Raw genomic sequence first — 16,375 nt, 5'->3', positions numbered from 1 at the left:
CGATCAGCCTCCCGACCCGTCGCTTCCGGGGTACACCGTGAGGCTTCCGGCGGGCAGGCGCTCTCCCAGGCCGGCCTCCCATTCGCCGCCGTCGAACCGCTCGAACGACAGATAGCGACCACCGGGGCCCTCGAAGTCGGCGTACTCGACCCGGCCGCTGGAGCCGAGCCCCGTCGTCCCTTCCGAGGCGAATGTCGCCGTACCGGATTCGTCGCGGCGGTACTCGACACCGTCGTGGGTCAGCACCTCGGCGTCGGGCCGCAGGTCGGTCCGCTTGAGCTCGGTCCAGATGACGACCTCGAGGTCAGGGTCCTCCTCGACGGACAACCAACGGCGGGTACCGGCAGCGCCAGTCATGTCGGCCATGTCATCCATACCATCGAGGAAATGCTCGCTCCACCGGTAGCCGCCTTCTCGGAGCCGCAGCGAACCCCGGACGAACAGTCGCTGGCCGAGCAGATCGACCATGTCCCCCGCCTTGAGCGTGCGCGGATCGCCGAGGGTGCTGTCGCTGGGATCGAACGGATCTCGCGGGATGCGCACGGGCTCCGGTGCGGCCTCGGTCCGGGCGCGCCGCGCGCGGAGGAACATGATGATCGCAACGGCCACTGCCACCACGACGAGCACGATCACGAGATCCACGACTCGCCGGCCCCCAGACGTCGAACTGTTGATGTGCGCTCGGGCCCGGCCACCCTACACATCGGCGGGCCAACACCATGAAAGCGCCCCGAAACGCCTGGCGGACTGCGATCGTAGATGGGGCCGTTCGCCGCGGTTCACAGGTCGTCCGGCCCTGGGCTGGCGTCCGCGGTGCGCGGACCATGGACCCGACAGCCAGGGGGCTGACCATGAAGAACCGGCGTGGCACGACCGCGGCACTGGTTGCGGCGGTGATCGGTGTGCTCGCCGTGGCGACCACCTGGGCACCGGCAGCCGCCGCCCCAGCGACACCGGTCGACCACCCGTCCGGGTCGTCGGCCACGGTGGCGCGCGGGCCCGCGTTCGACACCTGCACCGCACCGTCCATCGGACAGTTGAGCGCGTGGCGGGCTTCGCCGTATCGCCACGTGAACATCTATTTCGGCGGCAACAATCGCGGCTGTGCCCAGCCGAACCTGACCGCCGCGTGGGTCCGCGAGGCGAGCGCGCTCGGCTACCAGCTGATTCCGACCTATTTCGGCCGCCAACCGTCCTGCATGCTCGGCAACAAGCCGCACCGCTACACCGCGGCGAACGCGGCGACCTACGGCGCGCGAGAAGCGCGCGACGCGCTCGCGAAGGCCCGCTCCCTGGGGCTGCGGCCAGGCAGTGCCTTGTACGCCGACGTCGAGCATTACGACCGGAGCAACAGTTCCTGTGTCACCGCGGTGCGCCGCTACGTCTCGGCGTGGACGACGACGCTGCACGCCGGCGGCTACCTGGCCGGTGTCTACGTCCACCAGGATTCCGGGCTACGCGACCTGTCGGCCTCGTACGACTCCAGCACGTTCGCGCGCCCGGACGCGGTGTGGATGGCCCGCTGGGACGGCGTCGCCTCGTTGCGAGACTGGCCGCAGGTGCCGAACGCCCGGTGGTCCTACCACCAGCGGGCCAAGCAGTACCGCGGTGATCATGACGAGACCTGGGGCGGGGTCACACTCAACATCGACAACGACCTGTTCAACGCTCCGGTGGCCACGGTGTCTCAGCCGTATCGCGTGACCAGCTCGACGGCGCTGAACGCCCGCACCGGCCCCGGCCCCAATTACCCGGTGGTGCGCAGCCACGCACCGGGGAGCACGCTGCCGGTGCTGTGCCAGGGACACGGCACGAAGGTGGGCACCACCGCCGTGTGGGACCGGCTGTCCAACGGCACCTGGGTGAGCGATTTCCACCTGGCGACACCGTCGAACACGACCTTCTCGGCCAGTCTGCCGCGGTGCACCTATCCCGGCCAAGTCACCAGTACGTCGCCGGTGAAGATCCGGTCCGGCCCCGGGGCCAGCTACGCCGAGCGCGGTGTGCTGCGTCCGGGCGCGCTGGCCTACGTCATCTGCCAGAAGACCGGTTCTCGAGTCGGCACCTCCCGGGTCTGGAACCGGATCGGCAGCGGCGAGTGGGTCAGCGACTACTACGTCGCCAATCGGTCGAACACATCGTGGAGCGCACCCGTGCCGCGTTGCCCGTGATGACCGCAGCCATGGCGAGCGCCCGCTTGGCACGGTGAATGGATCACCTGGCCCGCTGAATGGTCGCGATCCGCCCGAAATGCCGGAAGTGTGGAGCCGTTCACCGCGCCAAGCACGTCGCCGGCCGGCCGGACAGTTACGAGCCCGGCAGTGCGATAACGTGCTGATGCAGTGAACGCGGGATGCGGAGGGGAACGTTGGCACGGCTGCGAGAGATCGTCATCGATGCGGCGCACGCGGCGCCGCTCGCACGGTTCTGGGCGGCCGCTTTGGACGGCTATCAGGTGCGCGCGTATGACGATGCCGAGATCGCCAGGCTGGCGGAGCTCGGGCACACCCCCGACACCGACCCGACGGTGGCTGTCGACGGGCCGGGCCCGACGATCTTCGTTCAGCAGGTGCCCGAACCCAAAGTCACGAAGAATCGCGTCCACGTCGATCTCGAAACCGGCGACCGCCCCGCCGAGGTGCAGCGGCTCACTGCGCTGGGTGCCTCGCTCCTCGACTCGTACGATGACTGGACCGTCATGCTCGACCCGGAAGGTAACGAGTTCTGCGTGAGCGATCGAGGCTGAGCCACCTCGCTGGCGCTCACCACACGACGTCGCCCTTCAACACCGCCATGATCAACATGTCGTAACGCTGCCCCTCCCACATCAGGGCCTCGCGTTCGCGCCCCTCGAGAACGAATCCGCACTTCTGGTAGGCCCGCATGGCGTGCTCGTTGAAGTCGAACACCTCGAGCCTGACGCGGTGCAGCCCGATGACGTCGAACGCGTAGGCCAGCATCAGCCGGATCGCTTCCGGTCCGTGACCCTGACCGCGGTAGTCCTCGACGAGGTCGACGCGGAATCCGCCGGACTCGTTGTGAACGTCGATACCGTTGAGCGCCATCCCACCGGCGTAGGTTCCCGTGGCGATGTCCTCGATGGCGAAATCAAGCCGGTCGTCTTGTTCGTCGCGGCTCGCGCAGAACCGTTCGATCTGGTCGAACGTGAAGGTGGTGTGGGTTCCGGTCAGCCGCCGAGACACGGGGTCTTGTAAAGATTGGTACACGTCGCGTGCGTGCCGGGCCTGCAGGGGTACGAGCCGGATGCGCTCGCCGGTCAAAGTCGGAGTGGTGGCCAGTGCCGAATGGTCGATCATGTGCGTCATCGTTTCGACCCGCGCGCCGGCGCGGCAATGGGTTTTAGCCGCCGGGGACGGCGCGAAGACGCTGAAAGCCCCTCGGAGTAAGGGTCCGAGGGGCTTTCGCGATGGGCCGGACCTCACGGCGGCTGGGTTGAACCCGACCCCCGTGCCGACGCCTCCGACGGACGCCTGCGACGCACGACCTGGACGTTCCTGTCGTACGCGTTCCGGCCTGCCGCTCGGCTCCGCGCGAGCTCCTGTGCGTCGGACACAGTCCACCGGGGTGGGCCCGGTGCGAGCCCGCCGTTTTCCGGGCGGCACGTCCCCGCTCCTTCGGAGCCCTCGGGTCACCCCGGAGCCGGACTCCGAATCCGTCGAGGACGATGCTGACGTTTCTAGTGCCGTGCCGCCACATCAGCAAGAGGTTCGAAGACACAGAATCCGGCCGATGCGTTGCCCACAGGAGTGTCCACAGGTTCGTGAGCGTCAGACTCCCTTCGCCCACAGGCCTGTGCATGAAATCTGTGGATGACCAAAGCCGCAGAGACGCCGGCTACCGGCGGTTCAAGACACGGGTGACCGCCGCCACCACCGTGGTGGCGAGCACGGCTCCGGCGAAGACCAGGCCGTAAGCCATCCACAGGTCGGCGCCTTTGGGGTCCCAGGCAGCGTCCTGGCCGAGACTGAGCAGCGGGATGAGTAGATCGAGGGTGTAGCCGAACGGGTTGAACGTGGGATGCACGTCAGTTTCCACCGGTTCGATGTCCTGGCCCGAGAAGTACGCGGTACCCAGGGCGAGCAGGCCGACGAACCAGACGGCTGCCAGCCCCGGCCGGTACCCGTAGCCGACCGTCACGTCCTGGGCGTAGCCCCAGAGCTTCATGAGCAGCTGGCCGAACGACGACGTGCCGAGCAGGTCGCGCCGGTGCCGCTGCCGCGCGAGCAGCACGGTGCGCGAGGCGGCGTCGTTGCCGGCGCGGCTGTAGTGCGCGGCCAGCTGCTCGTAGATCTGGTGCTGGTATCCGGTCAGGTCGCGGCGTAGCCAGGCCAGGGCGGTCGTGACGTCCGCATCGCCGGGGTCGTCGAAGGTCAACCCGGACAGCATGACGTTGGTGGTGTCGTCCGGGTCGAGGACGAGCGTGCGCACCGCGGCGTCGCGGAGGTCGACAGCGCTCTCGCCGGACGGCAACTCCACCGTCCCCGCCTGCATCTGCGACAGGTCGACGATCACGAGACGTCCGGGCTGCGCCGCCGGGGCGATGTCCATGCCGTTCATCAGCACCCGGCGAGACACCTGCGCCTGGTGCAGGCTGATGAGCGGTTTCTCCTCCTCGACCGGCCCGGCCGGGCCTGGCTCGGCCATGCCTTCACTGATCGAGACTCGCTCCCACCAGATCTCGCCCAGCCGAGCCCGGTCGAAGCGCACGTCGCCGACGACGTCCAACGTGGCGCCGCCGTCGTCGCTGTACAACGTGCCGAACTCCACGGCGCCGTCGACGGTGAGGTCCGGGGCGTACAACGCCGTCCGCCCGGGATTGGTCAGCGAACCCGGACCCCGGAAGATCAGCCGGCCGGCCAGGGTCGCCTCGGCGAAAGTCAGCTGCCCGACGAGGTTGAGCCGGCGGCACTCGACGTTGCCCTCCACCCGAATGCCAGCGGCGGTGACGACGTGGTCGATCGAGGCCTGCCGGTCCTGCGTGGAGCCGACCTCGCCGGTCAGGCCTGCCAGTTGCACCGCGAGACCGACTTCGGCCCGTCGCAGGACCAGGGTTCCGGCCAGGTCGGCCTCGCGCACGATGAGCGCGCCGGCCACCGAGGCGTGCGCGGCGTCGATGGCGATGCGCCCGGCGTGCCGGTAGCGGCCCCCGTCGATCAGCAGGTCTCCACCCAGCCGACACCGGGACAACACCACCGCGCCGTCGACGTCGAGGCCGGTGAGCCGGAGCACCCCGGCCGTCAGATCCGCCGCCAACAGCGCTGCGCTGCCGTGGGCCTCGATGGTCGCATGCCGGATGCTCGCCCCGGCGGAGAACGACGAACCGCTCAGACGCAGCGCGCCCCGGAACACGCCGTGGTCGACCAACAACTCGTCGGACGTGGTCTGCATAGCGCTGAAGACGATCGGACCGTCCGCCGACCCCACGCCGGTGCCGGCGAGCATCGAGTTGCCCAGGACGATGCGCCGTCGCACATGGGCCTGGTCGAACGAGACCAAGCCGAAGATCTCCGCCCGCTCGAGCGAGATCTTCCCGCCGACTTGGACCCCAGTACCGTCGAGCACCCGATGGCCGGTGCGCCGCAACACCGCGCCGTCGAAGATCAGGTCGCCGCCGACGGAGCCGTCGCGTAGTACCACCCGGCCGTCAGCCCAGAACGAGCCGAGATCGGAGGAGTACGGGTCGTCCCCGATGACGAAGTCGCCGCGGACTTCGATGCGCGAGGCGATCAACGCGTTGGCATCCGGGTTGTACAGCTGTGCGCCGGTGAGGACGACGCTGTCGGCGACCGCGGCGGTCAATCGCACGGCGCCGTCGCACACGAGTCCGCGGGCGGTGAACCGGCCGTCCACCCGCAGCCCGATGGCGTCGACGCCGATCCCAGGGACCTCGATGTACGCCCCGCGCAGCAGGACGTCGCTGCGAATGCGCGCCTGGAACAGGCGCAGCACGCCCTGCATCCGGGCGCCGTCCATGACCAGGCTCTTGCCGATGTCCACATGCGTGAGGTCGACATCGCCCCGGCACCAGAACCGCCGGCCGAGTACGAATCGTTCGCCGACCACGGCCCGCGACGCCGCGAGTGCCCGGCGCCCGCCGTCGAGCGCCGCAGCGTCGAGGAAGACCCCCGCGCCGACCCGGATGCCCTTGACGTTCACCGCGCCTTCGGTCCGCAGCCGTTCGAGGTTGAGATCACGCCGTACGGTCGCCGACTGGAAGCTGAGCGCCCAGGAGTCGTCCGGATTGCTCACGTGCGCGGCGACCGCTCGGATGGAGGTCGCTTCGACCTCGTCGAAGACGACCCGCCCGACCAGTGTGGCGCGGTCGGCGACCAGTGAACCGACCGCGGCGCCGATGCCCACGATGGCGTAACCACCGGGATTGCTGATCTCCAGGCCGCGCAGCGCCAACGTGTCACGCACGACGCCGCGGTTGATCAGTAGCCGGCCGAGCATCCGGGCGCCGTGCTCGGCCTCGATGCGATCGGCTTCGATGTCGCCGGCGCGCAGCGCGTCACCGCCGGGGTTGGCCAGCACGGCACCGTCGAACGTCACGCGCCCGGCGATCGTGGCGTGGCCGAGGTCGACCGCGCCGCTGCAGCGCAAGCCGACCCCGTCGAGCCCGCCGGCGACCATGCGCTGGGCGTCCAACGCCACGCCGTCGCGATGGCGCAGGACCGCGTCGGTGAGATCCACCCGGCCGGCGATCGATGCTCCAGAGAGCTTGACCGGCCCGCGAGCACGTACACCGACGAGGCCGAGACCACCGTCGACGCGAAGGCGCTCGGTGTTGATCGCCGGCCCGCCGTCGGTGAACAGCCGGGCGCGGTCGAGCAGAAGGTCGCCGCCTACGGTCAGATTTCGAGCGTGAAACAGCGTCGCGATGCCGGCGAACCGGGTGTCTTCGAACGACGCGGACCGGTTGACGTGGGTGTCGACCATCGTGACCGAGTCCACGAGACATTCGCGGACCGAGACCGAACTCTCGACGTCGACCGATTCGGTCCGCAGATCGGGGACGCGGCACCGGACGAGCTCGACCCCGGCCGCGGTGAGCTCGGCGAGCTGCACGACGTCGTCGATCCAGCACAGATCCAGGCGCAGCGGGCGGACGAGGCGGCCGTAGCGCAGCCGCAACCCGCCTGCGATCCGCACGCCGGTGAGCTGCACGGCCCCGACGTGACCGGACTCGTTCGACTCGCGCAGGAGCTCGTCGATGACCTTCGCCCGCACCGTCCGGGAGGCGTCCCACGCCTGCGCGGACTCGGCCGCGCGGGGGTCGATGTCTCGCCCCAGGTCAGCTTCGACGCCGCGCGACACGGCCTCACGCAGCGCCGATTCGGCGCGGCTGGACCGATCGCGCACGCTGCCTCCCGGTGCGGCGGACTCGTCAGTACAGTCGGCCGGGGCGTCCCCCGGCCGACTGTGTCGATCAATGTACCTGGCCGCACATTGCGGGCATTCGCGTGCCCATGGCGCCGACCGGGATCAGAGTGCCCAACCGCCCGTGTCGGTCCATGACGGTCAGCGGTCGGTGCGATAGAAACCACGGTGGCCCCTCGGGGTAAGGGTCCGAGGGGCCGGTACCACCGTCAGAGCTCGCCCGACGGCACCTCGCCGGCGGTGAGCGTCAAGACGTCGCCGTCGGCGTTGGTCATGGTGAGGGAGTCGCCGGAGACCTCCGCGGTGACCTCGCCGCGCAGGACGCTCAGCATCGCCGTGTCGATCTCGCCGAGTTCGCCCGAACATCCCTTCTTCGTCGCCAGCAGCGGTTCGAACGTCACGACACCCTCGCCGACCTCCGCCGATCCGCCGAAGCCGTTGCAGCCGGTGCTGCCGGTGACTTCGCCGGCGTCGTTGATCTGCAGCCAGGCCGACGGGCCGTCGTCCGCGGACTGCAGCGACACGTCGGCGGTGGCCACCTCCTTGAGGATCCACTTCGTGCTGACGATCGACGCGGGCTCCGCGGTGGTCTCGGACTCGGACGTGCCGGAACCGTCCTCCGGTACCGCGGTGGTGCCGTCGTCGCTGCCGTTGCTGCCGCAGGCGGCAAGCAGCGCGATGCCCGCCACGGCACTGAAGATTCGAAGTCGTCGCATACCGATGCGACGCGCCGCGGCGATGATCCGTTCCCCTCCTCGGGCACAAAGTTCCCGACCAGGCGTGTCGGGCCGTGCACCGCGGGCCGGATCACGAAGACCGAGGTTGCGAAAAGTTACTCACTGGTAGCAAGATGTGGGTTACTCACTGGTAGCCACGCCGACCGCGCCGCACGGAGGAGCCACATGGGCCACTACAAGTCCAACCTTCGCGATATCGAATTCACGCTGTTCGACCTGCTCGGCACCGGTGAGTTGCTCGGGCAGGGGCGCTATGCGGACGTCGACGTCGACACCGCGCGAAGCATCCTGGCCGAGATCGACCGGATGAGCCGCGACGAGCTCGCCGCGTCCTACACCGACTCCGACCGGCAGCCGCCCGTCTACGACCCGCAGCAACGCACCGTCACGATTCCGGAGTCGTTCAAGAAGAGCTTTCGTACCCTCATGGACTCCGAGATCTGGCGGTTCGGGCTGCCCGAGGAGCTCGGCGGCACCCCGCTGCCGCATGCGTTGCACTGGGCGGGCGCGGAACTCGTTCTCGGCGCGAACGCCGCAGCGTGGATGTACGCGTCCGGCCCGGCCTTCGCCAGCGTCATCTGGAACAACGGCACCGACGAGCACAAGCGCATCGCCGAGATCATGATCGAACGTCGCTGGGCGGCGACCATGGTCCTCACCGAACCCGACGCCGGCTCGGACGTCGGCGCGGGCCGCACGCGGGCCTATCCCCAAGCAGACGGCACCTGGCACCTCGAAGGCGTCAAGAGGTTCATCACCTCCGGCGAGCACGACATGGCCGAGAACATCATCCACCTCGTCCTGGCCCGGCCGGTCGGGGTCGAAGGTGCCGGTGGCCCCGGCACCAAGGGGTTGTCTTTGTTCGTCGTCCCGAAGTACCGCTTCGACCTGTCGACCGGTGAGCTCGGTGAGCGCAACGGCGTCTACGCCACCAACCTCGAGCAGAAGATGGGCCTGAAGGTCTCCTCGACTTGCGAACTGACCTTCGGCGACGGCGAACCCGCGGTCGGCTACCTGCTCGGCGACGTTCACCACGGCATCGCGCAGATGTTCCAGGTCATCGAGTACGCCCGCATGATGGTCGGAACCAAGGCGATCGCCACGTTGTCCACCGGCTACCTCAACGCACTCGAGTACGCCAAGGAGCGCGTCCAGGGCGCCGACCTGGTCAACGCCGCGGACAAGACGGCACCGAGGGTGACCATCACGCACCATCCCGACGTCCGCCGATCCCTGATGACGCAGAAGGCTTACGCCGAGGGCATGCGTGCGCTGGTGCTGTACACCGCGTCGATGCAGGACCGGGTGTCCCAGGCTGCCGCCAACGGCGAGACCGACGAACTCGCCGAGAGCGTGAACGACCTCTTGCTGCCCATCGTCAAGGGGTACGGCTCGGAACGCTCCTGGACGCTGCTGGGCTCGGAGTCGCTACAGACCCTCGGCGGCTCGGGCTTCTTGCAGGACTATCCGCTCGAGCAGTACGTCCGCGACGCGAAGATCGACACCTTGTACGAGGGCACCACCGCGATCCAGGGCCAAGACCTGTTCTTCCGCAAGATCGTCCGCAACCGCGGCCAGGCGATCGGCTGGCTGGCCCAGCAGATCCAGAACACCATCGCCGAAGAGGCCGGCGGCGGCCGGCTCAAGGTCGAGCGAGAACTGCTGGCCACCGCGCTCGGCGACGTGCAGGGCATGCTGACCGCCATGATCAGCTTCGCCACCGCCGCCGATCCGGCCAGCGACGGTGGTGACCCCCGCAACGTCTACAAGGTGGGCCAGAACACCACCAGGTTCCTGCTGGCCACCGGCGACCTCGTGGTGGCGTGGCTGCTCGTCCGACAGGCGAGCATCGCGCTGGCGAAGCTCGACGGCGACGTCTCCGCCGCCGACACTGCCTTCTACGAGGGCAAGGTCGCCGCCGCGCAGTTCTTCGCCCGGCAGGTGCTGCCGCTGCTCGGTGCTCAGCGCGCGATGGTCGAGGCGACGGACAACGCGCTCATGGATCTCGACGAAGCTGCGTTCTGAGCAGGCTCAGCCGACCGGGCGGCGGCGCGGTGCACCGTCGCGACGCCGCCGGTTACCCGGCCGGGCGCCGTTGTTGCGGCGAGCGGGTCCACGAGGCGGCTCGCGCCGTGCCATCGCGGGCGCTTCGGACAAGGCCGAGGCCGTGATGGGCTCACCGGCGACCGAGCGAGCGTCGACGTTCTTCGCCTCCACGCCCGCCCGGCGGAACAGCTCGCCGAGATGCCGGGCTTGCCCATGAGTCGCCATCGTGACCACGGCGCCCGACGCGCCCGCGCGGGCGGTCCGACCGGATCGGTGCAGGTAGGCCTTGGGTTCACCGGCCGGGTCGAAATGCACGACCAGCCCGACGCCGTCGATGTGAATTCCGCGCGCGGCGACGTCAGTGGCCACCACGACCTGGGCGCGCCCGGACCGGAACCGGTCGAGGTTGCGCTCGCGAACCCGCTGCGAGAGGTCACCGTGCAGGTCGACAGCCGGCACCCCGGCGCCTTCGAGGTCTTCGGCCAGGCGGGTCGCGCCGCCCTTGGTCCGGGTGAACACGATGCTTCGCGGGTTGGCGCGGACGAGTTGCGTGGTGACGTCCAGCTTGTTGTGCGCGCCGACGACCAGCACGTGGTGATCCATGGTCGCGACGGAGCTGACCTCGGGGTCGATTTCGTGCCGGGCCGGCTGGTCGAGGTGCCGCCGCACGAGCCGGTCGACGTCGCCGTCGAGCGTGGCCGACAGCAACAGCCGTTGCCCGCCGCGCGGTGTCTGGGCGAGTAGTTCGTCGACGGCCGGGAAGAAGCCGAGATCACACAGGTGGTCGGCTTCGTCGAGGGTGACCACCTCGACGGCGTCGAGGCTGCAGGCACCCCGCTCGATCAGGTCGCTCAACCGGCCAGGGGTGGCGACCACGACGTCGGCGCCGCGGTCGAGCCGGCGGATCTGACGGTCGTACGGCGCACCGCCATAGACGGTGACCATCCGCAGCCGCAGAGCTTCGGCCAGCGGCTCGAGCGCCGCCGTCACCTGTCCGGCGAGCTCACGGGTCGGGACGACGATCAACGCGCGCGGGTGGTTGGCGGCGCTGCGCGACCCGGCCAGCCGGGTCAGGATCGGCAGGCCGAAGGCCAGCGTCTTGCCCGAGCCGGTACGGGCCCGGCCCAGCACGTCACGCCCGGCCATCGCGTCGGGCAGGACGGCAGCCTGGACCGCGGTCGGTTCGACGATGCCGTCGACACCGAGGATCTTCACCACGCTCTCGGGGACCCCGAGAGCGGAGAAGGCGGAGTCGGCCGGGTCGAACGCCTCGATGGCGGCCCGGCGCGCAGGATCGAAAGCACGCCGGTCGCTGCGGTGACCATTCGGGCGACGGTCGTTCTTGCGGTAGGGACGGCGGCCGGAACGATTGTCGCGGCGCTGGGGACCACCGCTGGAGCGTTGCGGACGACGAGAATTGCTCGTGGGCAGGCTGGCACGGTCGTAGGACAAGACTGGCGCTCCGGTTCGGAAATCGAGCGGTCGGCGCACCCGGCGCGTCGCCGCGGGTGCGGAACGCGATGAGCCTTCAGGGGCGCGGTACCCGACTTTCTCTCGACGTTCCACCGTCATAGAACCCGGGCACGAGAACGGCCCTGCGGTGAGCAAGGGCCGTGGCTGTGATCGAGCTTACCGCCACAGTCTGCCGATTGCACACCGCGGCGCGGAGACCCGCGTCACGTCGTGAGGGAATCGGTCGCGGAACCGCTCAGCCGGTGGTCGCGAATCCTGAGCTCCGGCGGTCGTGAAGATCGTCGTGACAAAAAACGCCGCTATGCCCGGCGCCCCACCACACGACGATCATCACAACCGACCAAACCCCGCGCACCCCGACACGACGATCTTCACGACCCGCGCATCAGCGCTCACCCTCCCACACAAGGGCGACAGCAGCCGGGCCGCTACGATGTCATCGCTGCTCTCCCGCGTTCGACCGACGAGTAAGGGTTTCCGTGTGTCCGCGAAGACCATCTCCAACACACGGCTCGATCATCCGGCAGCGGGGGCTTACGTCCTCGAGGTCCAGTCGCTGGTGCGGCGGTTCGGTGACCTGACCGCGGTCGACGACGTGTCGTTCCGTATCGCGGCGGGCGAGACCTACGGCCTGCTCGGACCGAACGGCGCGGGAAAGACCACCACCATCTCGATGGTGGCCGGGCTGATCTCGCCTGATGCCGGAAGCGTGGTCGTCGCCGGCCAGACCATGGATCCGAAGAAGGTCGAGGTCAAGGGCAACATCGGCTTGGTCCCGCAAGACCTGGCCATCTATCCCGATCTCACGGCCCGGGAGAATCTGCGCTATTTCGGCCGGCTGCAGCGAATCGGGCGCGACGCGCTCGATAGACGTATCGACGAGGTCCTCGACCTGATCGGGCTGAGCGACCGCGCCGGCGACCTGACCAAGGAGTACTCCGGCGGCATGAAACGCCGGCTCAACATCGGGATCGGCCTGCTGCATCAACCGAGCCTGCTCATCCTCGACGAGCCGACCGTCGGCGTCGACCCGCAGTCGCGCAACGCCATTCTGGAATCGGTGGAGGCGCTGTCGGTCGAGGGGATGGCCGTGCTGTACACCACCCACTACATGGAAGAGGCCGAGCGGTTGTGCGATCGCATCGGCATCATCGACGAGGGGCGGATCCAGGCCGAGGGCAGCCGGGACCACCTGGTCCGCCTCACCGGCGGGGTCGACCACATCCGCCTCAGCGGGTCCGGCGACATCGAAGCCGCGGCGCAGGCGCTGCGGGCGCTACCCGAGATCGAACAGGTCGACGCCGACCGGCGCATGCTCATGCTCACCGTGCATGATGCGCCCACCGCAGTGGCGCGGGTCGTCACCACTGCCACCGAGGCAGGGGTGTCGCTGTCCGACGTCGAGATCACCCGGCCCGATCTGGAGTCGGTGTTCCTGCATCTGACCGGCAAGGCGCTGCGGGACTGACATGCGGCAACTGTGGACCATCGTCGGCTTCGACCTGCGTCAACGCCTCCGCGACAAGTCCATCCTGATCTTCGGCATCGCCGTCCCGCTCGCTCTCATGGGCGTACTGAACCTGCTGCTCGGCGGGTTCGACGAGAGCCCTGAACTGGAGCCGGTGACGGTCGCGGCCAGTGTCCCCGCCGACGATCCGCTCGCGCCCACCATCGTTGACGTCCTGACCGGGCTCGATGTCATGGACGTCACCGTGAAGGACATGCCCGCCGACGAGGTCGACGACTACGTAGCCGATGGCGATGCAGCCGTGGGCATCACCGTCGACGATGGTTTCGCCCAGACGGTGTCGACCGGCCGGCAGGCGCGTGTCGAGATCATCGAGGGCGACTCCAGCGGCCTGGAGGCCGACGTGGTGATCTCCGTGGTCCAGGGCACCGTCGACCAGCTCACCGCGGGGGTCGTCGCCACCGTGGCGGGCAGCGCCGAAGGCCTCTCCCCCGACGAGCTCGCCACAGTCGGCCGCACCGCGGCAACCCCGAGTGACCACATCGCGCTGATCGAGGGGCAGGCCTCGAACGAGCAACTGAGCACCAAAGGCACGCTCGTGGCCGGCCAGACCGGACTGTTCCTGCTGTTCACCGTCGGTTTCGGCGTGCTGGCGCTGCTTGCCGAGCGTGAGCAGGGCACCATGGCCCGGCTGCAGTCGATGCCGATGCGCCGGTCCACCGTGGTCCTGGCGAAGTCGTTGACCGGTTTCCTGCTCGGCGTGTTCGCCACGTCGTTCCTGCTGACCGTGGGGTCGCTGCTGTTCGGTGTCGACTTCGGTGACGTGCTCGCGGTGGCTGTGCTGATCGTCACCGCCGTGGCGGCGGCGACCTCACTGACGTTCATCGTCGCCAGAGTGGCGCGCACGGCTGAACAGGCCAACGTGATGCAGTCCATCGTCGCCGTGGTGCTCGGCATGGCCGGCGGTGCGTTCTTTCCGATTCCCGCGACCGGGCTGGCCGCCACCATCATCGACGTGAATCCGATCGCGGCGTTCATCCGGGGCCTGGGCATCACGTCCGGCGGCGGTGACCTGGCCGACCTCGGCACACCCTTGTCGATCATGGTCGGGTTCGCGGTCGTGTGCCTGCTGGTGTCCCGAGTGATCCCGGATCGGGCGGCGACGACATGACGGCGGCCTTGGCGATCGGCGCCGTCGAGCTGCGGCGTTTCTTCCGCGACCGGTCGAACATCTTCTTCGTCTTCGTGTTCCCGCTGCTGATGGTCCTGGTCATCGGATTGCAGTTCGGCGAGCAGAGCGGGCAGAGCCGGGTCGCCGTCGCTGGCGGCGACTCAGCGCTGCGAACCGCCGTCGTGGCCGAGCTGGAGACCGAGGACGTCAACGTGACGTTCGACGATGCCGATGACGTGCGTGAGCAGCTGGCTCGCGGGCGCAGTGACGTCGGCGTGTTCATCCCCGCCGAGGCCGCTGATGCGTTCGAGGCCGGCGAGGACGTACGCATCGAGATCGTCACCGCCGACCGAGCCGGTTCACCGGCGACCATGCAGAAGGTGCGGACCGCCGTGCAGGCGGTCGGTACCCAGCAGAGCCAGCTTGCAGCGTTGACCGGTGCCGGCCTGGACGAGGCCACGGCGCATGACGCACTGACGCGGGCACGCGAGACCGTCCAGCCGCCGGTCGTGGAAGTGCTGGACACCGATGAGCTGGCGCAGGAGTTCAGCGGAGTCGGACAGTTCGAGGTCGGCGCGGTCCAGCAGATGCTGCTGTTCGTGTTCCTCATCTCCCTCGCCGGGTCGGCGACCTTGATCCAAGCTCGTCGCGAAGGGGTGATCGCCCGTACGTTGGCCGCCCCGGTGTCCGCCCGGCACGTCATCGGCGGCCAGGTGATCGGCCGGTTCGTCATCGCCTTGCTCCAGGGCGGCTACATCATGCTCGGCACGACGCTGCTGTTCGGGGTGACCTGGGGTGACGTGCTGCTCGCCGGGCTGATCCTGAGCGTGTTCTGCCTGGTGGCCGCCGCAGCCGCGATGGTCATCGGTTCGGTGATGGACAACGACTCCGCCGCTTCCGGAGTCGGCATCGGCGTCGGGCTGGTGCTCGCCGGACTCGGCGGATCGATGCTCCCGCTGGAGCTGTTCCCGGACAGCCTGCGCACGGTCGCTGACTTCACGCCGCACGCCTGGGGATACGAAGCGTTCGCCGAGATCCAACGGCATGACGCCGGCTTGATGGACATCCTGCCGTCGCTGGGGGTGCTGGCCGGTATGGCGGTGTTCCTGCTGGTGCTCGGATCGTGGCTGCTCCGCCGCTCACTCGCGCGCGCTCTGTGACCCTGCACCCCGGCGGCTCGCGGTGGCGTCACGACCGCGGCCGAAGAGCCCGTCCGGGTCGTAAGCGTCGCTGTTCTGGAGGAGTCGGTCGCGGTTGCCGCCGACGTGCCGCGGCGACCACGGATCGAGCCCAGGCTCGGGGAAGTTCGGAAACACCTGGCCGGTTCCGAAGGGACGCGCAGTGTCGTACGACGCCTCGAGCCACCGCCGTGCCGCGGCACGCTCGGCGTCGGTCGCCTCCGGATGGATCACCGTCGCATGCTTGAGCAGGAACCGTTCGGCGCGGTGGGCGAAGGCCGTGGCGTCGACCGCAACGCGGTTGTACGCGCCGCCCCACGGGCTGAAGTCGAGTTCGCGCGACTCACCCGGGACCAGCCCTGCGGTGAGGTTGTCAACCAGCCTCGCGACCGCTTCGCGCGGCATCGATCGCCGGAAGAACTCCGACCGGCTGAGCATGTCACCGTTCGCAGGAGGCTCCTCCGCGTGCGCCGCGACGGGTAGCTCTTCGGACAGGTAACGCTTGGTCTCGCGGAACGATGACTCGTGCCGAACGGACGAGCGCGGATCGGTGCCCACCTGCGCGACGAACGGCTCCAGCAGTGCCTCGGCGTCGCTACCGGTTCCGATCAAGGAGCCGAAGACGTTCACGACCGGCTGGCGCGACCCGGAGCCCGACACCGTCATCAGCAGGCTGGCGGCGAGCTCGTCCGGACCAGCCGGCGACCAGGACTGCCAGGCGGTGAGGACGTCGGCGGCCTGGTCGTGCGGCCAGGTCAGGTGGAACGCGGTGGTCCGCGGCTCCGGCACCGTCGCGAACACCAGTGACGTCACGACGCCGAGCGTGCCACCGCCGGTCCCGCGTAGCGCCCAGAACAAGTCCGGCTCGCGCTCGTCGTCACAGACGACCACCCGGCCGTCA

At 69.1% G+C, this 16,375-nt stretch carries 11 protein-coding genes and 1 pseudogene; 6 read left to right on the top strand and 6 right to left on the bottom strand.

Annotated elements, in window-relative coordinates; genetic code table 11:
* Positions 1 to 3 precede the first annotated feature (3 nt).
* Positions 4 to 642 (bottom strand): DUF4178 domain-containing protein, encoded by a 639-nt coding sequence (locus tag M6444_RS18215; RefSeq protein WP_298330711.1) that lies wholly within the window; start codon positions 640 to 642, stop codon positions 4 to 6.
* Positions 643 to 851: 209 nt separating this feature from the next.
* Between M6444_RS18215 and M6444_RS18210 the strand changes: the two genes are divergently transcribed.
* Both M6444_RS18210 and M6444_RS18205 read left to right on the top strand, forming a co-directional pair.
* A complete protein-coding gene (locus M6444_RS18210; protein WP_298330708.1) occupies positions 852 to 2,171 on the top strand; it encodes a glycoside hydrolase domain-containing protein in 1,320 nt (439 codons plus the stop codon).
* Between the two features lie 197 nt (positions 2,172 to 2,368).
* The gene (locus M6444_RS18205) at positions 2,369 to 2,746 is read left to right on the top strand and encodes a VOC family protein (protein WP_298330705.1); all 378 of its coding nucleotides are present in this window, start codon (positions 2,369 to 2,371) and stop codon (positions 2,744 to 2,746) included.
* 16 nt (positions 2,747 to 2,762) lie between these two features.
* Here the strand turns inward: M6444_RS18205 and M6444_RS18200 are convergent, their stop codons facing one another.
* From M6444_RS18200 to M6444_RS18190, 3 genes are all read right to left on the bottom strand, one after another.
* A complete protein-coding gene (locus M6444_RS18200; RefSeq protein WP_298330703.1) occupies positions 2,763 to 3,317 on the bottom strand; it encodes a GNAT family protein in 555 nt (184 codons plus the stop codon).
* Positions 3,318 to 3,855: 538 nt separating this feature from the next.
* A complete protein-coding gene (locus tag M6444_RS18195; protein WP_298330700.1) occupies positions 3,856 to 7,383 on the bottom strand; it encodes a hypothetical protein in 3,528 nt (1,175 codons plus the stop codon).
* Positions 7,384 to 7,610: 227 nt separating this feature from the next.
* Positions 7,611 to 8,090 (bottom strand): META domain-containing protein, encoded by a 480-nt coding sequence (locus tag M6444_RS18190; RefSeq protein WP_298330697.1) that lies wholly within the window; start codon positions 8,088 to 8,090, stop codon positions 7,611 to 7,613.
* A gap of 213 nt (positions 8,091 to 8,303) precedes the next feature.
* Between M6444_RS18190 and M6444_RS18185 the strand changes: the two genes are divergently transcribed.
* Complete coding sequence (locus M6444_RS18185; RefSeq protein WP_298330694.1) at positions 8,304 to 10,163, top strand: acyl-CoA dehydrogenase; 1,860 nt, start codon at positions 8,304 to 8,306, stop codon at positions 10,161 to 10,163.
* A gap of 6 nt (positions 10,164 to 10,169) precedes the next feature.
* On the opposite strand, the gene M6444_RS18180 is transcribed toward M6444_RS18185, so the two are convergent.
* Positions 10,170 to 11,636, bottom strand: coding sequence for a DEAD/DEAH box helicase (locus M6444_RS18180; RefSeq protein WP_298330691.1), 1,467 nt, complete (start codon positions 11,634 to 11,636; stop codon positions 10,170 to 10,172).
* 517 nt (positions 11,637 to 12,153) lie between these two features.
* Between M6444_RS18180 and M6444_RS18175 the strand changes: the two genes are divergently transcribed.
* From M6444_RS18175 to M6444_RS18165, 3 genes are read left to right on the top strand one after another with little or no spacing between them, the layout of a single operon-like run.
* Positions 12,154 to 13,125 carry an ABC transporter ATP-binding protein gene (locus M6444_RS18175; protein ID WP_363326422.1) on the top strand — a complete coding sequence of 324 codons (972 nt, stop codon included), beginning with the start codon at positions 12,154 to 12,156 and terminating at the stop codon, positions 13,123 to 13,125.
* Position 13,126: 1 nt separating this feature from the next.
* Positions 13,127 to 14,296: an ABC transporter permease gene (locus M6444_RS18170; RefSeq protein WP_298330684.1), complete on the top strand. Its 1,170-nt coding sequence runs from the start codon at positions 13,127 to 13,129 to the stop codon at positions 14,294 to 14,296.
* Complete coding sequence (locus tag M6444_RS18165) at positions 14,293 to 15,456, top strand: ABC transporter permease (RefSeq protein ID WP_298330681.1); 1,164 nt, start codon at positions 14,293 to 14,295, stop codon at positions 15,454 to 15,456. Before M6444_RS18170 ends, M6444_RS18165 begins: the two co-directional genes overlap by 4 nt.
* Here the strand turns inward: M6444_RS18165 and M6444_RS18160 are convergent.
* Positions 15,436 to 16,375 (bottom strand): annotated as a pseudogene (locus tag M6444_RS18160) (FAD-binding oxidoreductase); the annotation flags it as partial. The gene M6444_RS18165 and the pseudogene M6444_RS18160 overlap by 21 nt on opposite strands.

Source organism: Haloactinopolyspora sp. (assembly GCF_027324685.1).
Taxonomy (GTDB): domain Bacteria; phylum Actinomycetota; class Actinomycetes; order Jiangellales; family Jiangellaceae; genus Haloactinopolyspora.
The sequence above is the reverse complement of the archived record's forward strand: the minus strand, read 5'-3'. Positions and strand labels throughout refer to the sequence as shown.